This window comes from Epilithonimonas caeni DSM 17710 (assembly GCF_000426465.1).
GTDB classification, from domain to species: domain Bacteria; phylum Bacteroidota; class Bacteroidia; order Flavobacteriales; family Weeksellaceae; genus Epilithonimonas; species Epilithonimonas caeni.
The window spans coordinates 62,309-85,830 of sequence record NZ_AUFK01000002.1 but is presented as its reverse complement, the minus strand read 5'-3'; the positions used below and the strand labels follow the sequence as shown (position 1 = coordinate 85,830).

The window sequence follows — 23,522 nt, the reverse complement described above, 5'->3', positions numbered from 1 at the left end:
CCAAGGAAATTTCTGATTATTACAGAAAGCGGTGGGACATTGAAGTGTTTTTCAGGTTCCTGAAACAGGAACTCAACCTAAGTCACCTGGTTTCAATGAACAAGAACGGGATTGAAGTGATGGTCTATATGACAATGATTGCAGCGATGCTTTTGTTGATCTACAAAAAAGCCAATAATCTGGGCTACAAAACCGCTAAAAGACGAATAGCCATGGAGCTCCGGGATATGATAACTGCTATTCTAATCATATTTGCAGGAGGCGACCCAGGTAAAGTTTTTAAAACATAAAAAATGGTCGGAATTTCTTCCGACCATGACTACGTTATAAAGTGCTTTTTTGTGATATATTAACTTTTTAATTATTCTTTTATAATCTTAACTGACTGGTCATTGAACTTCAAAACATAAGCTCCCTTGACCAAGGTCGAAATGTTGATTTCGGAATCGGGATATGTAGTACCTTTTTTGACCAATTTCCCGTCAACTGAGAATAATTCGTAATCTGCTGATTTTACCAAACCGGAAATTTTGATCGAGGATTTGGCTGGATTCGGATAGACATTGATGTTTTTTTGATTGGTATCATTAACTGCAAGATTATTATCTTTAATTACTGTAGAACCTTTTGTAATGATCTGATTTTCATAATTGAATGTAACACTTGTTACTGTGAAACCAACGTCTTGTGTAAAATATTGATTATTGGAAGTATTGTCCAAGACAAAATAAGCTGTTTGCCCGCCCGAACCTGATACTTTGATCGGCAAAGGCATTTCGAAAAAGCTTACAGAAGGACTGCTTCTTGTCTGCCCAACCTTGAACGTCAATTGTTTGGTAGCTGCATTTTGCATCCATCGGATCTGATAGGTTGGATAACCTTCTCCATAGATCCAATCATTAAAGAATTCTGTAAAATCTTTTCCTGTATAAGAACTCAGAAAATTCTTGAAGTCTGAGGTTTTCACATAATTATAAACAAAGGCAGGATTATTCTGGTAAGCTTTTAACATGGCATAAAACTGATCATCACCAAGAATCCACTTGATCATCCTCAATACAAAACCACCTTTTGAATACGATAATCTCCCGTTAAAGATCCTGTTAAAATCCAGTTGTGAAGATTCCGGTATATAGACACTTCCTCCTGCCTCACTAGTTATATAACCGATTTCGTTAGCCAGATAACTTTGAAATGTACTTGGCGGCATAAGTAGTTTTTCATAAGTAACATGTTCTCCGAATGTAGCAAAACCTTCGTTCAGCCAGATATCATTCCAGCTACCGCAAGTCAATTTATCTCCAAACCATTGATGTGCCAGTTCGTGCGCAATAAGACCTTGTCCAAAATTGATCATCGAGGTCATTGTTTGATGCTCCATCCCACCGCCCCAATTGAATTGCATATGCCCGTATTTTTCATTTCGGAAAGGATAAGGTCCAAAATTGGTTTCGAAATTTTGCATACAATCAGGTGTCCAGGCCAAACCATACTGACTATTTGCATCCGCTGCCGTTGCAGGATAAAGATAATTTACAAACGGAAAACTGCTTTCTGATGTAGTAATTGTAGAATTGACTTTCGTATAATTGGAAATTCCCAAAGCAAAAAGATAAGCCGCAATCGGGTAATTAGTTTGCCAGTAAGTCAGTTTTTTTCCATTTCCCAAAATAGTTTCTGACATCAATTTCCCATTGGAGCCCACTGTATATTGTGCTGGTGTGGTAATTTTAATGTCCATCTTCTCTATTTTATCGTTCATACTTTGTTTTGTCGGCCACCATTCTCTTGCGCCGAAAGGCTCAGACAAAGTTGCTAAAATAGGATCCCCGGCAGGTGTAAAATCTGCCGAAAAGGAATCAGCACTTGCATCTGGAACTCCACTATAGGTTATATACAAAGAATCCGTGGTCTGGGCAGTCAAGGAAGCAGGGAAACTTATTCTGATCTCATCGGTATTCAATTGCTGGAACGTCAGATTCTGCCCATGGTATTTCACATTGGAAACAGTCAGATTATTAGCAAGGTCAAAATATATATCAGGAGAATTGGCCAACATCTTGAAATGGGAGGTCATTGTCCCGGAAACATATTGTTGGGTCGGGTCCAGATCAAGCTCCAACCTTACATACTGCAGATCATAGTTCAGTGTATTTGGGTTGACATTTACATCCAAGGCCGACCTCGATGCGGCTTTCATCTCTGATTCTATCAAACCTTTCCTGTCAACATTACCAAATTGACCGAAAACTGTATCAATTGTTAAGAAAACAATCAAAAATACATAAAGCTGTTTCATTTTATTCAAATATTTGAATTCAAAGCTACAAAAAAAACTCACAAATTCTTGTGAGTTTTTTTATTTATAAAGTACTGACAATTACAGATCTAAAGTCGGGTCGAGCAATTGCTCCATCCTATCTTTCACTTGATTTACAGAACCTGAAAACTTGTTGATCAATAGAGAAAATGCCAATGTTTTATTATTTCTTGTTTTAATATAACCCGCCAAACATTTCACGCCATTTAGAGTTCCTGTTTTAGCAAAGATCTGCCCATTGGAATTTACCATGAACATATGCTTAAGCGTTCCCGATTGTCCCGCGATTGGTAAAGAATCGAAGTATTCCTTATAATAAGGTGATTTCATCATTTTAGCTAAGAATTTGGCCTGAGAAAGCGGTGTTACCGTATGCGCTCTGGAAAGCCCGCTGCCGTCTATAAAATTAAGACCTTCCAGATCAAAACCGATAGACCGCAAATGATCTGTTACAGCCAACCTTCCGGATTCTACGGTCTGATCACCTAATTTCTGGAAACCGTTTGACTTCAACAATGCCTCAGCATAACTGTTATCACTTCTCTGGTTGGTGTAATTCACAATTTCTGCTAAAGTCGGAGATTTGTAAGTTGTAAGAATTTCTCTAGGTTCGGGTTCCCTATCAACAATTTTAGGTGTAACTTTTCCCACAACAGTGATTTTATTTTTAGCTAAACTTTCTTTAAGCTTATTAGCCAAAAAAGCTGGTGGCTCAGCAACTTTGGTTGTTACCCAATTGCCTTCGAACTTATCCGCATAAACCATTTTCTTGGCGTAAGGCGAAATATAAAAATATCTTTTTTGCTGGTTAAACGGATTATTAGATTGATTGATGATCAGTTTTTCATTTCTTGGTTCGATCCCTTCCGTTGTCCCGACAGGTAAATAATAATTATTTTGCTCCAGCCAAACGATGTTCTGTGGAAGTTCCTGCTTCTTATTTTCTTTGAAAATAGCAGTCTGGATAATAATATCTCCTGTAATTTTCTTTATTCCTTTTTCTTTTATCGCCCCTAGATATTGATTGACAATATCTCCATAGCTTGCGGCACCACCTCTGTTTCCGCCCAAAGAAGGGTCTCCGCTTCCAACGATGTAGAGATTTCCGGTCAAAACACCTTCCGTGTCAATACTTCCCGAATATTCTAGCTGGGTATTCCATCTGTACTGTGTCCCCAGAAGTGAAAATGCAGTTTCAGTGGTTAATAGTTTGGTTGTGGAAGCCGGAATCAATGGCGCAGTTTCATTATACGCCGTTACAATTTTCTCCGTTTTCGGGTCATAGACCACAAATCCCCAGTTGGCATTCCTAAGAACCGGGTCGGTAAACATTTTATTGATATTAAACTCGATCTGCTCTTTCGGAGACAACAGCGCCTTTTCTGCCGTGATATCCTTTACAAGATTCTGCTGATCAGCAACTTGTGGATAGGTAGAAACTGCGACGCTCCCTTGTGAAAATGCAAATGAGGAAAAACCAATAGCGAAAATTGAAACGTAATTTCTGATTTTATTCATTCTCAAAACAATTACAATTTTTATTGAATTTTTATTAAATATGGCTCAAGATCAATCAATCTTATTATCATAACTAAGTAAAGTTAGATAATATTGCCGATGATCATATCGCTAATTGTAATAAAAAACCAGAAATTTTGTTAAAAATCGTTAAAAATCAACAAAAATATCTTTTCTGATGGATCTATAAGCCGTGATCTCATCAAACTCATCAAAAGACTTCAAAAGTAATTCTTTGTAGATCTTGTAGTTTTTGTTTTTTGGAAATTTGAGAAGGATCTGATATTGATAAAGATTGTTCATCCTTGCAATAGGCGATTTCTCCGGACCGAGGATACATTCTTCCGGAATATATTTTCTGAGAATCGAACCTAGAAATTGGGAAGCCCGGTTGATTTTGTCTTCTTTCCTGTGTTTCAGTTCAATCATTATCAATTTCACAAATGGAGGATAAAGAAACTTTTTTCTTTCGACAAGAAAATAGTTATAGATCTCTTTAACATTCTGATTTTTAATTAATTCAAAAAGAGAATGCGACGGGTTATAAGTCTGGATCAAAATCTTTCCATTTCCGGAAACTCTTCCGGCTCTTCCTGCAAGCTGCGTGATCAATTGGTAAGCTCTCTCTTCCGCACGAAAATCCTGAACGTGAATCAAAGAATCTGCTTTGGGGATCGCCACCAATTCGATATTATCAAAATCCAAACCTTTGGAAATCATCTGCGTACCAACCAAAATATCGGTTTCTCCGTTTTCCAGTTTTTCATAAAGTTTTTCATACGCGAATTTCTTTCGCATGGCATCAACATCCATTCTATCAACCGCTGCATCAGAAAATACCTTTTGCGTTTCCTCTTCTATTTGTTCCACGCCAACGCCTTTTGTATTAAGGTTATCGCTATTACAACTTGGGCAGGCCATGGGTTTGGAGGCACGATGTCCGCAGTAATGGCATTTCAGTTCGTTGGAAGATTTGTGATAGGTCATCACCACATCGCAATTGCTGCAATAGGTCACGTGACCACAAGTTTCACACTCGATGACATTCGCATAACCACGGCGGTTGTGAAGAATGATGGTTTGCTTTTTATGGTAAAGCTGAAGATTGATCTCGTCAACCATTTTCTGGCTGAAATTCCCTACGATCTTTTTTTGATTTTGTGCTTCTTTGATATCAATGATCTCAAATCTTGGCAGATCCACTTTCCCAAATCTTTCATTAATAGAAACATAACGTAACTTGTCTTTCATCGCCAAATCGTAGCTTTCCAAAGAGGGTGTTGCTGAACCTAGAATCACTCTTGACCTATAAAATTCTGCCAGCATCATCGCCGAATCTTTCGCATTGAAAAAGAAATGCTGGTCCCTTTGTCTGTATGCCGAATCGTGTTCTTCGTCCACAATGATCAATCCCAGATTTTCAAAAGGAAGGAACAACGAATTACGAGTTCCGATGAGAATCTGCAGTTCATTTTTCTTGATTTTCCGCCATACTTCTACCCTTTCAAAATCTGTCAGTTTATTATGATAAAAACCGAGTTTTTTGCCGTATTTTTTCTCCAGACGGATTGTGATCTGTTTGGTCAAAGCAATTTCCGGCAAAAGCAACAACACATTTTGCCCGGAATTGATGCAGTCTTCAATCTTCTCAAGATAAATATGCGTTTTCCCCGATGAAGTCACACCGTGAAGCAGCACATTTTTCTCTTCCTCAAAACCTTGGTTGATTTCCGAAATCGCAGTTTTCTGATCGTCTGTCAGTTCTTCGATTTTCTCAATCTCGCCTTCGTAAGAATCGATTCTGTCTTTCTCCAGATAATATTCTGTGACCCAACCTTTTTCTATCAAAGATCTCAGTTGCTGATTAACAAAATTGCCTTCATCAAAAACCAAAGATTTCCGGATTGGATTTTCCGGATCATCAATTTGTTTTGAAAGAATATTTAAGAATAAGTCTTTTTGTTTTTTAGCCTTATCCAATTTCAAAAGGATCATTGCCAGATTCTCTGAAACCAAAGCCTCATCATTGATTTTCAGATAAGCAATTTCTTTCGCCTTATATTTTTCCGTGATTTTTTCATCAACAGAAATATATCGTTCATCAATCAGTGCATTGATGGTTTTGATGATCTCCTTTTTGGGAATGAAAGCTTCGATTTCCTGCAAATTCAGCATTTGACGAACCTCTAAAGCTTGAAGAAGATAAGTTTCATTGGCATCAAGATTTTGCCAGTCAATGGTTCTTTCTGACAATAATCTGACGTAAGTTTCGCTTTCCAGCTTGAGAGAAGACGGAAACGCCAAACGGTAAATTTCGCCCAGATTGCAGAGATAATAGGAACTCATCCAATTCCAGAATTCCAGCTGCTGTTTCGGAACAATCGGCTGATTGTCCAACAGATTGATGATTTCTTTCGGAACAAAAGTTTCTTCGAAATCATCGAATAATTCTGCAACAATTCCTGTGTATATTTTCTTACCGCGAAACGGAACCAAAACCCGCATTCCGACTTCGATCTTATCCAAAAAATCTGCTGGGACTTTGTACGTGAAAGTCCCTTTGAGATTGAGTGGAAGGATGATTTGAGCGAAGTTCAAGTTGTGATATTTTTAACGCAAAGTGCGCAAAGATTTTTTATTAATTATTGAGAATATTATAAAGTCGCAAAGATTTAAAGCCCAATTAAGCAATTATTTCAATATTAGGATTTAAAAGACTCGGCTCGTTTTTTTTCGATTTGTAATATATTGTTTTGAATATCTTTCATAATCCATTTTGCCCAAAGTCCAGCATAGAAATTAAATGTTGTATTGAGTTTGAATCGGCTATATAATATTAATTTATACTTGTTATTCGATATTTTTTCAAGTTCATAAGTTCCATCTAAAACATCAAAATAATTTCCACCAATTACAACGTGTTCATCCAATGTTGTAGAAGGAATCTCATAAGGATAAGCCTTAATACTAAAAAGCATTTTCTTATTTTCTTCGTATTGTTTTACCGTTTCGTGAAAAACTAATCCTTTAGTAAATCTTGCTTCTCTGTAAGCTCCAATTCCTTTATAATTTAAAACAGCTTCTAAAGGTCTTGGAAAGCCAATAATTTTATTAAGATATCCCTTATCATCTTTTTCATCAATTTTCCGAACTGCTGTCACGTTTTCCCAAATAACCTCAGCCGGCGCATCAATTTCAATAGACGTATAAGCAGTATAAGTTGCTGGGATTTTCTGAAATAAACTTTCTACTGGTCCAATTGATAATGGTATTAATACCAAAAGAGAAACATTTAAATTTGAATTCCCTTTTCTATTCTTAAGGTAACCTCCAACTAAACCTCCAATTGATGACGCAATCAGAAATATTGGAAGAATCATCAACCAACAAGCCCAACCTTCGATTTTAAGAAACATTGTAATTACTAAAAAAAGAAAAACAGGAACCCAAGGTATAAAAAATCTATAAGTATAACTTTTTACTTTTTCATAATCCGAAAGATAAACCGTTAATGCTCCGACAATTGTTGGTAAGCAAAACAAAAATGTGATTGACATTACTGAAAAAATGTCATTCCAAGTTTTTATTCCAAAAAGCAATCTTAAAATTACGGCATAAACTGTCGGAATTAAAATAGCAATCAGAATTTTTTTTGTAGTACTGCTCATTTTAATCTGCCATTAAAACTAAACTGTATAACTCTGAAACGCTTCTTCCAAACTAGCGAATTTCCCTTTGAATTCTGAGATCGGTGAATCCTGTAATATTTTTCCTTGATGAATGAGAATCACACGCGAACAAAGCGCTTCTACTTCCTGCATAATATGCGTGGACAAGATCACGGTTTTTTCTTTCCCGATCTCTTTGATCACATTTCGGATCTCTACGATCTGGTTTGGGTCTAGTCCGTTGGTTGGTTCGTCCAAAATCAATAAATCCGGTTCGTGAAGAATGGCTTGGGCTAAGCCAACTCTTTGTTTGTAACCTTTGGAAAGCTGCCCGATTTTTTTTGATTTTTCAGGCGTAATTCCAACCAGATCGATCACCTGTTCTACCCTTTCTTTTTTGATATTGTGAAGATTTGCCACGAATTGCAGATATTCTTTCACAAACATCTCGTTGTAAAGCGGATTGTTCTCCGGAAGAAAACCTATTTTCTTTTTAGACTGGATTTCGTTCTCTGAGATATTTTTTTCGTCCAGAAGAATCTCACCTTCGTCGATTTTCAGAACGCCTGTTATGGATTTCATCAACGTGGATTTCCCGGCGCCATTTGGCCCTAGTAATCCGATGATTTCGTTATTAGCAATATTGATATTGATATCGTTGAGCGCAATCTGCTCTCCGAAATGCTTTGTAAGTCCTGAAATTTTTAAAGACATCGAGTTAGTTATAAGTGATGAATTATGAATGATCGTTAATCTTTACAAAAATATGAAAATTACTACATCTTTTTGAACGCAAAGAGCGCAAAGATTTTTATACATTATTGAAAATATTTTTAAGAGTCGCGAAGGTGCTTCGCTCAGCAAAGAAAACAGAAAATAAAAAAAGTATGTTTGTCATTCCGATAGGAATCTCAGCAGTCTAGATTCCTCCGGAATGACAAATATGATGGCTAAGTTTTGTGGATTATATTATTAATCATAGATTATGAGTTAAAAGACAAATGTTCAAACTTGGCGAAGCGCCCCCCGACCTGAGTGGAGCTCTTTTTCTGACATTGCGGTTGTCCGAAAGTTCAACAGATCGCTTCACTTCGTTGGCCATGACAGAAAAAAGCGGGAACCCTTCGACAAGCTCAGGATAAACTACAGGCGGATAAAGGCGCCCAAATAATTATTTTGAGTTGGAGTGTTTGTGGGTTGGAGAGTTTTTCTTTTGCCTTTTATCTTGTTTCTTAATTTATTTTGTAACAAATTTTTGATATCATTACTAACCGAATAGAGTTAAAACAGAAATGGGTTCATCCGAGAAAGAATTTTTAGAGAAAATCGATAAACATAAAGGAATCATCTTCAAGATCTCTAAAATGTATATGGATAATCGTGATGACCAGAATGACCTTTTTCAGGAAATCGTTTATCAGGTCTGGAAGTCTTTTTCGAGTTTTGAAGGAAAGTCAGAATTCTCGACCTGGCTTTATAGAATCGCTCTAAATACAGCAATTATATTCCTGAAATCTGAGAAAAGAAGAACTTTTATCCAAAACGATGATGTCTCGCTCTACAAAATAAAAGAAGAGGAATATAACTACGAAGATGAACTAAACCTAAAGCTGATGTACGAATCTATCCAACAACTGAATCCTATTGACAAGGCTTTGATCTTCTATTATCTGGAAGATTTTTCAGGAAAGGAAATGGCAGAACAGATGGGAATCTCGGAGGGCAACGCAAGAGTAAAACTGAATCGAGCAAAGGAAAAACTGAAGGAACTTATTAAGAAACAAGAAAAAAGGTAAAAGATTTTTTTTAAAAGGCTTCGAGAGCCTCGGCCTGACAACTTTTTTAAGACAGCATCAACTATCAACTATCAACTATCAACTATCAAAGATATGGACTTAGATAATATAAAATCACTTTGGCATAAAGAAGATGTTTCCGAGACACCGGAGATCTCGCCGGAGAAACAGAGACAGATACACAATCCATTGGAAAGGATCCGAAAAAACATGCGTTATGAATTTTGGTCAACAATTGTGTTGCTACCCATAATTTTAGTTGTTATTTGGCTTTTTCCAATCCCTTTCCGGTTCAGGCTTTACATCGATGTTTTAGTGGCGTCTATGGCATTGGTGACGGCTTTTTTCTTCAGCAAGTTCTTTAAACTGTATAAAGAGATCAGCAACCCGACATTAGGAACCTTGGATTCTCTGAAAGATCTGTTACATCAATTTGAATTGAACAAACAATATTATTTGTCTTTCTATTTAAGTTTTGTTCCGTTTTTTGTTTGCGAAATCATCATAATTACAGAATCTATCCCCTATACCCATGAATATACAGATGGACTTTTAGCTTTCAAATTCCTGCTTTCTATTTTGTTTGGTCTATTTGTCTTATACTTTGCAGGAAACTGGTGGTTCAAACATTTCTACGGAAAATACATCAATAAAATTGAAAAACTTGTGGATGAAATGAAACAGGATTAATATCATTTTAATCATCAAAAAGCCTTGCGACCCTTATTAAGAATGCAAGGCTTTTTAATTTTCATAAGCTGAAAATTTTTGTAAATTTGCAGACTTATGGGACAAATCCTGGCTATCGACTACGGAAAGGCAAGAACCGGAATCGCTGTTACAGACGATATGCAGATCATTGCAAGCGGGCTTACAACAGTGGAGACACCAAAACTTGCGGAATTTCTGAAAAAATATTTTTCCGAGAACAAAGTGGACGAGATCGTCATCGGACTACCCACAGACCTGAAAGGCAATATGTCCGAGATCGAAACCGATATCCAGAAATTTATTTCGGTATTTGAAAAGGAATTTCCCGATAAAAAAATCAATCGTCTGGATGAACGTTTCACTTCCAAAATGGCTTCTTTCTTCATCAGCCAAAGCGGAAAAAACAAAAAACAGAGACAGGAAAAAGGACTGATCGATAAAGTAAGCGCAACCATTTTGTTGCAGAATTTTTTAGAGCAAAAGAGATGATTCTACCAATTAGAGCCTTTGGCGACAGTGTTTTGAGAAAGAAAGCCCATGATATCGATAAGGATTATCCTGAGCTGCAGATATTGATCGACAATATGTTCGAGACCATGTACGGTGCAAACGGTATTGGTTTGGCTGCGCCCCAGATCGGTCTGGACATCAGGCTTTTTGTCGTGGATGTTTCCCCACTTTCCGATGATGAGGATTATGAGGATATTGCAGAGGAGCTGAAAGACTTCAAAAAAGTTTTCATCAACGCCAAAATCCTGGAAGAATCCGGTGAGGAATGGAAATTCAATGAGGGATGTTTGAGCATTCCGGAAGTTCGTGAGGATGTGAAGCGTAAATCGACCATCAAAATAGAATATTACGACAGAAATTTCGTTAAACATACCGATATATTTTCTGATATCAGAGCCAGAGTTATACAACACGAGTATGACCACATCGAAGGAATCCTATTCACAGACCATTTGAGCGCTTTGAAGAAAAAAATCGTAAAAGGGAAACTTCAGAAAATCGCAAACGGAGATGTGAGCGTTAATTATAAAATGAGATTTCCGAAATAGAAATCAGATGCTAGAATCTAGATTTAGCCCAACAATTATCAACTATTAAAAATATACTAAAGAAAAATATTAAAATGCAGTTAGAAAAAATCATTTCAATCTCCGGAAAACCGGGACTTTTCAAATTGGTCTCTCAACTAAAAAACGGTTTTATCGTTGAGGATATCACAACCAAGAAAAAAGCAAGCATCTCGAACTCAAGCCAGGTAAGCCTTCTTGACAACATCGCAATGTTCACATTTGATAAAGAAGTTCCTTTGTTCGAAGTTTTTGAAAATATTGCAAAAAAATACGATTACAAACCGACTATCAACCACAAATCTTCCAGCGAAGAACTAAGAGCCTTTATGGCAGAATCCCTTCCCAACTATGATGTGGAAAGAGTTTATGAATCCGATATCAAAAAGCTGGCCCAATGGTATAACTTGCTTCAAAAGGCCGGTTACATCACGCCGGAAAGTTTTATAAAACCAGAAGCTCCAGCAGCAGAGCCTGTTGAAGAAGCTAAAGTAGCTGAAGAAAAAACAGAGAAAAAACCAGCTGCTAAAAAAGCTCCTGCAAAAAAGGCTGCGGAAAAGGCAGAAGAAGCTAAGGAAGAAAAAGCTCCAGCTAAAAAACCTGCCGCTAAAAAAGCAACTAAGAAAGAAGATTAATTATTGGTCTTTTAAAATATATGCTCTCTCAGAAATTCTTATTTTTGAGAGAGTTTTTTTATTCAAAGTCTTCGAGAGCCTCAGACTGACATTATCTACAATTTCAATTCAATATTGAATTTGTCCTGCTGAGATTCTCGAAACATTAAAGTAAAATTCTTTTTTATGAGAGTTATTTCACTTGTTCCATCGATCACGGAGACATTATTTGACCTGGGTCTATCAACCGACGAAATTGTTGGCAGGACAAAGTTCTGTATCCATCCGGAAAATTTGGTCGATAAAGTTGAATTAATTGGCGGAACGAAAAATATTAATATTGAGAAAATAAAATCTCTTAAACCCGATTTAATTATCGCCAACAAAGAAGAAAACGTCAAAGAACAAGTTGAAGAATTGATGAAAGACCTCAAAGTTCTATTAACGAATATTGAAACTCTTGAAGATAATTATTACCTCATCAAACAACTTGGACACATCTTTGGAAAGGAAGAAAAAGCTCAGTTTTTCAATTTGAGAACCTATGAAGCTTTTGATATCCCGAAGCCTGACAAGAAACTAAAAGTCGCTTATCTCATCTGGAAAAACCCATATATGACAATTGGTGGCGATACTTTTATCTCGAGAATTTTGGAAGAATTGGGATTTGAAAATTTGTTTAAGAAACTGAAACGTTATCCCGAAGTTCAGTTGGAAGACCTGAAGAATGCAGATTTGATCTTTCTTTCGTCGGAACCTTTTCCCTTCAAAGAAAAACATATTGACGAGATCAAAAAAGTTTGTATCAACCAAAGAATAATGATCGTTGATGGCGAAGCTTTTTCCTGGTATGGGACGCATCTTGCGAAATGTGGAAATTATTATGGCAAATTGTTAGAAGATTTACGATGAATGTTCTTTTTGGAATTAATATTTTTTCTATTTAAAATTCCTGCCCACATTGTTGATAGACCTAATAAGATTAATCCTAATGTTTGGAATTTCATTTTCTTTTCAGAAAAAATTGAAAATAGGAAAGCGACAATCGCAATTATCGTAAATACAATAGTAAAATAGAAATATGCTTTAGATTCATAAGCAGATTTCTTTCTCTTAATATTTAAATTTTCCAAAGAATCAATTCTTTTTTCTAATGATTCACAAAAATTTTCGAAGACGATTGTTTTACAGATATAACTATTTGAAGATAAGTTAATTCTTTTTCCAGATTTCAATTTGATATTTAAAACCGCTCCGTTTATGAATTCAGTTCTGTAGTGTAAAATATCTTCAAGTTTTATAATTCTATTTCCGAAATCAATTTTCTCATCATCAAGTCGAAAATCTGAAATAGAAACAAATTTATGTTTTAACGATTTATAAAAAATAAATGCCGATAAAAGCGAAATTGAAAAGACAAAAACTGGATTAAGAAGTTTTATTAAAATAAAAAAAAATACCGCAAAAATTAAAATGCAAGATAAAACAAGATATAGCGCTTTGCTAGATTCGCAATATTCAACATTTTCAAATTTTGATATTTTTTTCAAAATCTTCTTTACTAAATAAGATTACAAAATCTTCGCAACCTCCTCACAAAGCCAGTTCAGAAGCTCTTCATCTTCTTTGGTAAACGGGTCTTTGGAATGGCTGTCTATATCTATCTGTCCAATATTTTCCCCATTCTTGAAGATCGGAACTACAATCTCCGCCTTTGTATCAATGGAACAAGCCAGATAATTATCCTGCGCCCAAACATCCGGAACAACAAAAGTCTCCCCAGAGACCGCAACCTGACCACAGATCCCTTTTCCAAAAGGAATAACCGTATGGTCTGTTTCCGCTCCAACATAAGGGCCAAGAATCAACTCGTCCTTATCCCCATTCCTGAAATAAAAACCAGTCCAATTGTAATAGGAAACCTCCTTGTCCAAAACCTGACAGATCTTCAGAAGTTTCGCGTTCGTATCGTGTTCCGGACTTTCCAAAATGAATGAAAGCCTTTTTTTAAGTTCTACCATCGTTGTTAATTTAATCCTTCAAAAGTTAATTCTTTGTAACCGAACATTCCCCTTTCCTTTATCATTTCGGCCACACTTTTCGGCAACTCATCTTCCCATCCCAACTCGTGAGTAACGATCTTTTTAAGAATCTCCCGGGAATAGATCTCCAAGAATTTCGGATTGTAATTGGAAATGTCCACAATCCTCTTATTGAGCTTGAAATATTTGTACAATTCTTTGAGATTATCATGGACCTTCAGGTTTTCCGAAGTCAGCAATTCGCCATCCTCCGGATTTTTGTAAGGATAAAGGTAAACGCGCATATCCTTTTTGAAGAACTTGCCAAAAGCTTCCAAAATCCCTCCCGGAAGATTTTTATAGTATTCCTCATCGAAGACATCCAGCAAGTTATTAACTCCCATTGCAACACCGATATGCTGATTTGTAAACGTTGAGAAATAGTCCACCATCCGGTAATATTCGGAGAAGTTGGAAATCATTACCGTATAACCCAACGTTCCCAAAATGTCGACCCTGTCCAGAAAATCCCTTTCATCGATATCTCCGGCGGCCCTTAGATTTGAGATGGTTATTTCGAAAAGAATCTGAGTATTCTCGTGGTCACAAGAATTATCCTGACTGAACATTTCCAGACCATTCTCGAACATATCGATATTCACTCGCGTTACAGGCCTGAAACTACCCCTCACCGCAAAAATGTTTTTCTTGTAAAGAATATCCGCCGGCAACATATTATTCCCCTGAGAATTGAAGATCACGGCATCTGTCATTCCCAATTTCACAAGCTGGAGACTCATCAGTCGATTGTCCACGTACCTGAAAGCCGGTCCGCTGAAATCTATCATATCGATCTCCAACCTGTCCAAAGAAAGGTCATCGTACAAAGATTCTACAAGAATCCTTGGATTGTCCGTATAAAAATAAGCTCCATAGATCAAATTAACGCCCAGACTTCCCAAGGTCTCCTGTTGCAAAGTCGGATTGGTCTCTTTGAATTTTACGTGGATGATAATCTCGTTATATTCCTCATTTTCAGAATTTTGAAACCTCACACCTACCCAACCGTGTCCTTTGGTCGTTTTATCAAAATTGATGGTCGTGACCGTATTGGCATAAGAAAAGAATTTTTTCCCTGGGTTGTTCTCCCTCGGGATCCTCTCCTCGATAAGCGCCACCTCGTAACGCAACATTTTCCTTAGCCTGTTCTGCGTTACATAGCGGTTTTTGGCCTCTTTGCCATATATCGCATCAGAAAAGTCCTTATCGTAAGCAGACATTGCTTTCGCAATGGTCTGAGAAGCGCCACCAGCCCGGAAAAAATGTCTTACAGTTTCCTGACCCGCTCCTATCTCCGCAAAAGTTCCGTAAATTGAAGAATCGAGATTAATAGCTAAAGCTTTCTGTTTTGGGGTAAGTTTTGGCTTTATCACAAAGAATTAGATTTATTTTGTAAATTTACCAAAATAACAGCAAAAATAAAAATGCTTTTAAAATTTTTAGGGACCGGCACTTCACAAGGCATTCCTGTTATCGGCAGCCATCATCCGGTTTGCCTTTCCAAAGACCAAAAAGATAAGCGTTTACGTACTTCTGCATTAGTGACCACTGATTCCGGAAAGAAAATATTAATTGACTGCGGCCCCGATTTCAGACAGCAAATGTTGAACAATAACGAGGAACAAATCGATGCTGTTCTGATAACGCACGAGCACAATGACCATATTATCGGCCTGGACGACCTGCGCCCTCTGATCTTTAAGAACAAGGCCTCTATGCCCATCTATTGCAATGCCAGAGTCGCCAAAGAAATAAAAGACCGTTTCCCTTACGCTTTTCAATACCATAAGTATCCAGGTGCGCCAAGTTTCGACCTATTTGAGATCGGGGATAATTTCACTCTTTTTGATGAAGTTGAGATCCGTCCGATCGATATTATCCATTCCGAGATCAATATCCTTGGGTTCAAATTCAAAAACCTGGCCTATATCACCGATGCGAGTAAAATTGATGACCAGGAAAAAGAAAAGCTGAAAGACCTAGACCTCTTCATTATCAATTGTCTCAGAAAAACAGAACCCCATCATTCGCATTTTATCCTTCCCCAAATTTTGGAACTGGTAGAAGAACTGAAACCGAAGAAAACATATCTAATACACATCAGCCATCATCTGGGTTTTCATGAAGAAGTGGAAAAAGAGCTTCCTGACAATATCCATTTGGCCTATGACGGGCTGGAAATAGAATTTTGATAAAAATATTTTTTTGATTTACAGATCATTAAAAAATAAAAACGAAAAATAATCGAAAATCATTTTTTCGGGTAAAAAATATTTATATATTTGCACACCGATTTACAACACACTGTAACACTTGCCCAGGTGGCGGAATTGGTAGACGCGCTGGTCTCAAACACCAGTTCTTAGGAGTACCGGTTCGATCCCGGTCCTGGGTACACAAGCCAAATGGCGCCAATTGAAGACAATTGGTGCCATTTATTTTTTATATACTTGATAATCAGTAATATATCAATATTATAAAGTTTTAACTATTTAATATATCTTTTCTACTTCATAGGCTATTTGTAGAATGATCGAATCGTACAAAACAATTGTATATCAATAACTTAATATGGAAAACTCTTTATTTAAAGGAAAAACGGATCGAGATTCTGCCAAGGTGACCATACCGGAATCGAACCATATATATCTTATTGATTTTAAGAAAATTAAATCTTATTTTCACTAGAAATCTGGTAAAATCAAATTTTCAGTATCACATTAACTAATACTCTCATTCAATTCCGTAAAATTGAAATCATGCCTTAGAAAAATAAGTTCTTTTATAAAATCATTAATTTCCTGATTATACTCTTGATCGTTTTGTTTAAACTCGGATATACCCAGAATAAACTTAATTTGATCAGATAATAATTCTTCAATTTGATGCGAAACGAGTATTATCTTTTCCGGAAAAAATAGTCTGATAATCTTTTGTTTCGTAATGATATCAGCAGATTCATAGAGATCCGCTAAATTATTAATTATCAAATCACAATGTTTATCGGTTTGTTTTTTAGATATAAGCTTTATAGCTTCAGTTTGTAATTGTTCTGTATAGTTTTCTAAAGATGTTCTACAATTATTTTTAATCAGATTATAATCATCGTAATCAATTTCTCCTCTGGTAAAAAGTTGCTGAGCATTTAAGTTTCTATTGACAACTTTTTCCACTGCTCTCGCAATTTCACTTTTCTTGTAATTATAAGTTTCTTGTTCATTAGTGTTTATATCATTTGATATTTTACGAACTGATTCTCGGAAAACATCATCGACATTAAGATTTTTGAGAAACTTCAAAAAATTAATATTAAGAAGAGCTGCGCTTAATCTATATGGGCATCCTTTTGTACAGTGATAGTAGTAATATTTTTTCCTTCTGCCTTTAGAACCGCTGCCCGTAAGTGTTTTCCCGCAGTTAGGGCACTCAAATATACCCCTTAATACAAGATTTTCATTTATAGATTTTCTAATGATGGAATTTAGGTGCTTTGGCTTTTTTAATTTCAGTTGTACTTGCTCAAACAATAGTAAAGAAATCACATCATCATAATTACCTTTAATCGTTTTAGTTTCCGCATCATCTTTATTTGGGATTCTGATTCTTCCGCAATAGACGGGGTTTCGCAACATTTCATAAAAAGTAGTTAGACTACACTTTAGTCCTTTCGATACTGCTTGTTTATATACATCAGATAAAGGTAAATTCTTTTCTTGAACTATAATTTTAAACACGTCCCTAATAATGATGGCCTCGGGCTCATGTGGTGCAATATATTTATGACCATCAGCTGTAACTTTATTTCTGTATCCAATAGGGGCTTTACCTATATATCGACCTTCCAACCTTGCTTTTTGCATCCCCAAGCTTACATTGCGGCTTCTCTTGTCATTTTCAACTTCAGACGTTGCAAGGTATATAGCAAGCATAATTTTACTTTCCGGTATGGAAAAATCAATAGGTTGCTCAATAGCCTGAATCGAAACATTCTTTATTTTAAGCTGTTCCAGCATACTGTAGGCATCTGTAATATTTCGGCTAAACCGATCCCAATAAGTAAATAAGATGAGCGAAGGTTGATTCTTTACGAACTTAAGTTTTGTGATTAATCTCTTCCATTCAGGACGATTAAAGGTTTTTGCAGAGTAATCTTCGAAAATAACTTCGGTAATAATTATGTTGTTATACTCACAGTAATTTTTTATTCGTTCTAGCTGGCTTCGCTGTGAATATCCTTTGATGGCCTGTTCATCTGTACTGACTCTTATGTAGGCATATACAGGCTGCATAATTTAATGGTTTTTAAGAATTAATATCAATATTTCATATTAATGGAACGGGAAAACCATGCAATTTATTTGAAAAGTAGGTGCTGATGATTTTAAAATCAGTCATCAATTATAGAAGATAATTCATATAAAAATATATTACGTGACCTTACTGTTTTCCGTAAACCTACATCATCTTATATCAGTAATTTTGAACGAATACAATGAGAAGCATAAAGATATTTTTCATTGACACATAAATTATTTTTCAAATATATTGCTGATTTTAAATTAATTATTAAATTGCATCAACTAATAACGCCTCATCATGAAAAGACCAAATAGACTATTCTCCTTTTCTTCCATTGCAAGTTTTAATGAACGTGTCACTTGATTTGACCTGATCATGCATCGGCAATCCTGATTGCAGATGTCCTGATTTTTTGAATTCAAAGTTAATCGTCCTTAATCCCTATTATGAAATTTCTACACACTGCAGACTGGCATATTGGTCAGCTGTTTCACGAATATGACCGCAGCTACGAACATCAGCAATTTCTGAATTGGCTGGTAGAAACCTTGGTCACTGAAAAAATCGACGTGCTGCTGATCAGTGGTGATATCTTCGATAGCTCCAATCCGTCTGCCGCCTCGGTCCGGATGTTCTACCGTTTTCTAAATGAAGCAACAACTGCACTGCCCGGTCTGCAAATTATCATTACGGCCGGCAACCACGACTCAGCAGCACGTTTGGAAGCACCCAAACCATTGCTTGAGTCTTCTAATGTTCATATTATAGGCCTGGTAGAAAAAGATGCCGGAGGAAATATCGATTACGAAAAATTGCTGATCAAAATACACGATGCTGCCGGGACCATCAAAGCCTTGTGTTTGGCCATTCCTTTCCTGCGTATGGGCGACTATCCGGCCATTGCCGACTGCGCCAATCCGTATACCGAAGGCGTAGCAGCTTTATATCAGGACGCTTTTGATTATGCTCAACAATATAACACGGATAATCAACCCATTATTGCTATGGGACATTTGCACACCCAGCAGGCAGAAATTACTGATCTGGATAAAACCGAAAGGCTGATCATGGGCGGTGTGGAATGCATTTCGGCCACAGCTTTTCATCCCGATATCAAATATGTGGCTTTGGGACACATCCACAAAGCACAAAAAATTGGCGGAAAAGAACACATCCGTTATTCCGGCAGTCCTTTGCCGATGTACTTTTCCGAAATTCATTACAAACATCAGGTCATTGTTTTTGATCTCGATCAGGAAATCAGCGATCTGAGAGCTATTGAAATTCCGGTATCTGTACCATTGCAAAGAATCCCACATCAGCATCAGCCTTTGCATGAAGTCATTTCCCTGTTGGAACAATTACCAGTAACCGATTCCAACCCTGAAAACCTGCCTTATCTGCAGGTGCGTGTGTTGCTCGATGGACCCGAGCCCGCTTTACGGCATAAAATAGAAACGGCCTTGGGTGGTAAACCCGTACGGCTAGCCAAAATCGATGCGCAGTATCCGGCTTCCACCACGGAGACCCAGGAACTCATTACCGCTGAAAAACTGAATGAATTGCAACCAATTGATGTTTTCGGTAAAGCCTACCGATCCCGGTATCATAGCGAAGTACCATCGGAAATCATGCAATTATTTCAACAGGTTGCAGAGGAAGTAAACCAAACCGCCGGATAACATGAAGATACTAGCCATACGCATCAAAAATTTAGCGTCTCTGGAAGGCACTACCGAAATTGATTTTACGACAGAACCCTTATGTTCGGCGGGTATTTTTGCCATTACCGGCGCTACCGGCGCGGGAAAATCGACCATACTGGATGCCTTATGCCTGGCCTTATATGGTAAAACACCGCGATATCTGCAAGCGAGGGAAACAGGTATAGAGATTAAAGACGTTCAGGGCAGCACCCTGAGCCAGGGCGATGTACGCGGTATCTTACGTGACGGTACGGCAGACGGATTTGCAGAGGTGGATTTCAGGGGAATCGACGGGCAAAACTATCGGGCAACCTGGAGTGTACGGCGGGCTCGGAACCGCGCCGACGGAAGCATGCAGTCGGATGCCGTGACCTTAAAGGACATCTCTAACCATGTTGATCTTCCGGGAAGAAAAGCAGAAACCTATAGTGAAATCGCAAGATTGGTCGGCTTGAATTTCGAACAGTTTACCCGGTCGGTATTACTGGCGCAGGGCGATTTTACCGCTTTTATGAAAGCCAATCGGGATGAGAAATCGTCCCTGCTTGAAAAACTGACCGGAACCCACATTTATTCCGAAATCTCCAGGAAGATCTTTGAAAAATACAAGGGAGAAGAACTACAACTGCGTGATCTCCATGTCCGTAAAGAAGGCATCGTCACCCTGAGCGATGAGGAACTGCAAGCCTTAACCGCAGATCAGGCACTTCTGGAAAAGCAGATCGCAGACCTGGACAAAGAAATGGAAAGGTTAAATGCAGGAATCAGCTGGCACGAGCAGCTGGCAAAATATCGGCAAGGCCATGATGAAGCCGTCCTTTCTTTACAGCTGGCGTCTGAAAACAAAAATGCTGCCTTTTTAAGAAGCCAGCACCTGCGTATGGTTGAACATGCGCAACAAACCCGAAGCTGGGCAGATGCTTTAGCGCAGTCACAAGAACAACACGCCGCTAAAACAGCCGATTTGGCAACCGTCAAAGAAACCCTCACTTCTTTACAACAACAAAAAGAAACTCTGGAAACACAACTTCAACAGGTTGAACACCAGCTTTCCCTTCAAAGCCAGAAACTGGCCGATGCTCTGCCATTATTGGAACAAGCCCGCAAACTGGATACCTTACTGGGAGAGAAAAAAGAACAGTTGGACGGGCTGAAAGCAGACGCTGAAAAAGCGGACGTACAAAACCGGCAGCATCAGGATATTTTAAAAGAAAAACAGCAAACCTTTAGCGATCTGGTTTCACAGATTGAAAGTATTACGCAGTGGCAAAACGAACAGGCTCACCGCAAAGCGGTTGCTGAACAGACAGACCTCATCCTCGCCAAACTTCAAGATGCGCGAAAACTCCTGGTAAACCTGGAAGCTTCCTCGGCAAAAATGGTCGAGGTAAAAAATAAAATCCAGACGACAGAAGTACAGCATAAAACCCTTGAGATCAGCTGGAAACAACAGCTTCAATTGCTGGACGATACCCGGAAAACGTATGAAGCAAAGTCTGAAACGTTACGCTCCATTCCGGTTGACACTTTAACCCTCGATAAAACCGAAACTGACCAAAAAGTAGAGGAAAGCATCAGGGCACAGGCACAATGGCAGCTCTTGTATTATGCACAAACGGAGTGGGAAAACCTGGGGCAGCAACAAGTGCAAGACGAAGCCGATTATCAGGGCAAACAAGCAATTTTGCAACAACTGAAGCAGGAAATCCCTTTAGCAAAAGCGGAAAGAGATACCGCAGATCAGCTCCTGCAACAGGCCCGTCTGGCATCGGCAGAAAATGTAGAAACGTTGAGGGAAGCCCTTGTGGAAGATAAACCCTGCCCGGTATGTGGCAGCACTCATCATCCTTATGCCATTCAAAATCCGCAACTGGAAAAAGTATTGGCCCAGCTGGAAAAATCCTGTCAGGAGAAAACTCAACACCATCTGAGCCTCCACAGCCGTCACGATGCCCTGGAACAGGAATGTAAAACGCTACAGGAAAACATCCGGCGTCGAAATGAAGAAATACAGTCTAAAGCATCAGCCTTAAATCAACAAAGACAAAACTGGACGCACTTTGATATCGCCAAAAATAGCCATGACATCGCCGATACCGAAAAAGCAGACTGGATCGCAGCACAATTAGAAGCCCTTAAAACGAGACAAATCAGTTTAGCTGCCAAATTAAAAGCCTATGCCGAGCAGAAGCTGGAACTTGAAACCGCTAAAACTGGGATCGATCAGCTCAAAGAAAGTACCGATGCGCTTTCCGGACAACTCAAAGATCTTCAAAACAGCTTGTCGCTTTATAACGAACAGCAAAGCCAGTCTGAACGTGAACAGGAACTCGCCACCGTCCACTTAAGTGAAATTGAACAGCTTCTTACGCCTTATTTTACAGCATCCGGCTGGATAGACAAGTGGAAAGAAGACCCTGAAACATTTGTGGAAAGCATCACCAACTTTGCCCGGCAATGGAAAGAACATGCCGAAAAACTGGAAGTTCATACCCGGGAAAAAACAGCCTTAGAAGCTACGCTGAAAGAACTTAAAAGCCAGGCCGAAACTATCGCAACGGAAGCCGGCAGGAAAGCAGAAATGCACCTGACGCAACAGCAATCGTATCTGGATCTGGTTCATCAACGTAAAGTACTCTTTGATGGTCAGCCTGCCGATGAGACGGAACATCAACTCAAACAGGCGGTTACCCAAGCACAGGCGGATGTAGAACATGTGAAAGCCAGGCAGCAAGAACTGGCCATCGAACATACTAAAATCCTAACCCGGCAGCAGGAACTCACGAATGCCCTAACCACATTGGAGACGGCCATCCGGAAAACTTCCGGGCAAATGCAGGACTGGCTGGACGATTATAATCAAAAGAACGGTCAATCCTTAAACCTGGACGACCTTTACCGCTTACTGGTTTCAGGAAATGACTGGATCGAAAATGAACGGATGGCATTGCAGGCCATTGACGAGGAACTGACCAAAGCCAACAGCATTCTTACCGAACGGAAACAGGCTCTGGACCGTCATCAGGAAAATAGTAAGGTGGAAACAGCACTCGAAGAACTGATAACCCTGCAAACAAATACGCGGTTGGAAGTGGAAGAAAAGAAGCATAAAAAAGGAGAAAACAGCTTCCGGTTGCAACAGGATGAAGCCAATAAAACCCGGATCGGCGACCTGCTGCAAAGTATCGCAACACAGGCAGCCATCACCGAAAACTGGGCCAAGCTCAACGAGATCATTGGTTCGGCCAATGGGAAAAAATTCCGCCAGATTGCCCAGGAATATACGCTGGATGTATTGCTCGGTTATGCCAATATCCATTTGCAGGCCTTGACCAACCGCTACCGGATCGAACGCATTCCGGCATCGCTGGGTCTCCAGGTGGTAGATCAGGACATGGGCGATGAAGTACGTACGGTTTATTCGCTTTCGGGTGGAGAATCTTTCCTCGTGTCGCTGGCTCTGGCCTTAGGTTTGGCCTCATTGTCGTCCAGCCGCATGAAAGTGGAATCTCTATTTATTGATGAAGGTTTCGGCTCGCTGGATCCCACTACGCTCAATATCGCCATGGATGCCCTGGAAAGGCTGCACAACCAGGGCCGCAAAGTAGGCGTCATCTCTCACGTGCAGGAAATGACCGAACGGATCCCGGTGCAGATTAAAGTGAGTAAACAGCAGAGCGGTAGAAGTAAGGTGGAGGTAATGGGAGTTTAATTATGAAAGACAAAATTAATT

The 23,522-nt window shown here is 38.6% G+C and carries 19 protein-coding genes and 1 tRNA gene; 11 read left to right on the top strand and 9 right to left on the bottom strand.

Annotated features, from left to right (window positions below):
• A partial coding sequence (locus tag K319_RS0100910) for an IS4 family transposase (protein ID WP_027381910.1) occupies positions 1-290 on the top strand: 290 nt, incomplete at its 5' end.
• 71 nt (positions 291-361) lie between these two features.
• Here K319_RS0100910 and K319_RS0100905 read toward each other — a convergent pair.
• From K319_RS0100905 to K319_RS0100885, 5 genes are all read right to left on the bottom strand, one after another.
• Positions 362-2,299: a M1 family aminopeptidase gene (locus K319_RS0100905; protein ID WP_027381909.1), complete on the bottom strand. Its 1,938-nt coding sequence runs from the start codon at positions 2,297-2,299 to the stop codon at positions 362-364.
• Between the two features lie 81 nt (positions 2,300-2,380).
• A complete protein-coding gene (dacB, locus tag K319_RS0100900) occupies positions 2,381-3,838 on the bottom strand; it encodes a D-alanyl-D-alanine carboxypeptidase/D-alanyl-D-alanine endopeptidase (protein ID WP_027381908.1) in 1,458 nt (485 codons plus the stop codon).
• Positions 3,839-3,988: 150 nt separating this feature from the next.
• On the bottom strand, positions 3,989-6,436 hold the full coding sequence (gene priA, locus K319_RS0100895; protein ID WP_027381907.1) for a replication restart helicase PriA: 2,448 nt from the start codon (positions 6,434-6,436) through the stop codon (positions 3,989-3,991).
• Positions 6,437-6,540: 104 nt separating this feature from the next.
• The gene (locus K319_RS0100890; RefSeq protein ID WP_034671158.1) at positions 6,541-7,506 is read right to left on the bottom strand and encodes a hypothetical protein; all 966 of its coding nucleotides are present in this window, start codon (positions 7,504-7,506) and stop codon (positions 6,541-6,543) included.
• 18 nt (positions 7,507-7,524) lie between these two features.
• Positions 7,525-8,220 (bottom strand): ATP-binding cassette domain-containing protein, encoded by a 696-nt coding sequence (locus tag K319_RS0100885; RefSeq protein ID WP_027381905.1) that lies wholly within the window; start codon positions 8,218-8,220, stop codon positions 7,525-7,527.
• A gap of 578 nt (positions 8,221-8,798) precedes the next feature.
• On the opposite strand from K319_RS0100885, the gene K319_RS0100880 reads away from it, so the two are divergent.
• The 6 genes from K319_RS0100880 to K319_RS0100855 all read left to right on the top strand — a co-directional run bounded on the left by K319_RS0100880 (position 8,799) and on the right by K319_RS0100855 (position 12,615).
• Positions 8,799-9,302: an RNA polymerase sigma factor gene (locus tag K319_RS0100880; protein ID WP_027381904.1), complete on the top strand. Its 504-nt coding sequence runs from the start codon at positions 8,799-8,801 to the stop codon at positions 9,300-9,302.
• A gap of 93 nt (positions 9,303-9,395) precedes the next feature.
• Complete coding sequence (locus tag K319_RS0100875) at positions 9,396-9,992, top strand: hypothetical protein (protein ID WP_027381903.1); 597 nt, start codon at positions 9,396-9,398, stop codon at positions 9,990-9,992.
• A gap of 96 nt (positions 9,993-10,088) precedes the next feature.
• Positions 10,089-10,502: a Holliday junction resolvase RuvX gene (ruvX, locus tag K319_RS0100870; RefSeq protein WP_027381902.1), complete on the top strand. Its 414-nt coding sequence runs from the start codon at positions 10,089-10,091 to the stop codon at positions 10,500-10,502.
• The gene (gene def, locus K319_RS0100865) at positions 10,499-11,071 is read left to right on the top strand and encodes a peptide deformylase (RefSeq protein WP_027381901.1); all 573 of its coding nucleotides are present in this window, start codon (positions 10,499-10,501) and stop codon (positions 11,069-11,071) included. The genes ruvX and def overlap by 4 nt, the downstream gene beginning before the upstream one ends.
• 74 nt (positions 11,072-11,145) lie before the next feature.
• On the top strand, positions 11,146-11,724 hold the full coding sequence (locus tag K319_RS0100860; protein ID WP_027381900.1) for a DUF5606 family protein: 579 nt from the start codon (positions 11,146-11,148) through the stop codon (positions 11,722-11,724).
• Between the two features lie 165 nt (positions 11,725-11,889).
• On the top strand, positions 11,890-12,615 hold the full coding sequence (locus K319_RS0100855; RefSeq protein ID WP_027381899.1) for an ABC transporter substrate-binding protein: 726 nt from the start codon (positions 11,890-11,892) through the stop codon (positions 12,613-12,615).
• Here K319_RS0100855 and K319_RS0100850 read toward each other — a convergent pair.
• The 3 genes from K319_RS0100850 to K319_RS0100840 are packed head-to-tail and all read right to left on the bottom strand — an operon-like array spanning position 12,585 to position 15,154.
• On the bottom strand, positions 12,585-13,253 hold the full coding sequence (locus K319_RS0100850; RefSeq protein ID WP_027381898.1) for a hypothetical protein: 669 nt from the start codon (positions 13,251-13,253) through the stop codon (positions 12,585-12,587). The two genes, K319_RS0100855 and K319_RS0100850, sit on opposite strands and share 31 nt — an antisense overlap.
• Positions 13,254-13,274: 21 nt before the next feature.
• Complete coding sequence (locus K319_RS0100845; protein WP_027381897.1) at positions 13,275-13,724, bottom strand: GAF domain-containing protein; 450 nt, start codon at positions 13,722-13,724, stop codon at positions 13,275-13,277.
• A 5-nt stretch (positions 13,725-13,729) separates the two neighbouring features.
• The gene (locus K319_RS0100840; protein WP_034671179.1) at positions 13,730-15,154 is read right to left on the bottom strand and encodes a hypothetical protein; all 1,425 of its coding nucleotides are present in this window, start codon (positions 15,152-15,154) and stop codon (positions 13,730-13,732) included.
• A 54-nt stretch (positions 15,155-15,208) separates the two neighbouring features.
• Here K319_RS0100840 and K319_RS0100835 point away from each other — a divergent pair, with 54 nt between their 5' ends.
• A complete protein-coding gene (locus K319_RS0100835; protein WP_027381895.1) occupies positions 15,209-15,976 on the top strand; it encodes an MBL fold metallo-hydrolase in 768 nt (255 codons plus the stop codon).
• Between the two features lie 123 nt (positions 15,977-16,099).
• Positions 16,100-16,179, top strand: a tRNA-Leu gene (locus K319_RS0100830).
• 325 nt (positions 16,180-16,504) lie between these two features.
• Here K319_RS0100830 and K319_RS0100825 read toward each other — a convergent pair.
• On the bottom strand, positions 16,505-18,073 hold the full coding sequence (locus tag K319_RS0100825) for a recombinase family protein (protein WP_027381894.1): 1,569 nt from the start codon (positions 18,071-18,073) through the stop codon (positions 16,505-16,507).
• A gap of 456 nt (positions 18,074-18,529) precedes the next feature.
• Here K319_RS0100825 and K319_RS0100820 point away from each other — a divergent pair, with 456 nt between their 5' ends.
• Together K319_RS0100820 and K319_RS0100815 are read left to right on the top strand one after the other, a co-directional pair.
• The gene (locus K319_RS0100820) at positions 18,530-19,765 is read left to right on the top strand and encodes an exonuclease SbcCD subunit D (RefSeq protein WP_027381893.1); all 1,236 of its coding nucleotides are present in this window, start codon (positions 18,530-18,532) and stop codon (positions 19,763-19,765) included.
• A gap of 1 nt (position 19,766) precedes the next feature.
• Positions 19,767-23,501, top strand: coding sequence for an AAA family ATPase (locus tag K319_RS0100815; RefSeq protein WP_027381892.1), 3,735 nt, complete (start codon positions 19,767-19,769; stop codon positions 23,499-23,501).
• Positions 23,502-23,522 lie beyond the last annotated feature (21 nt).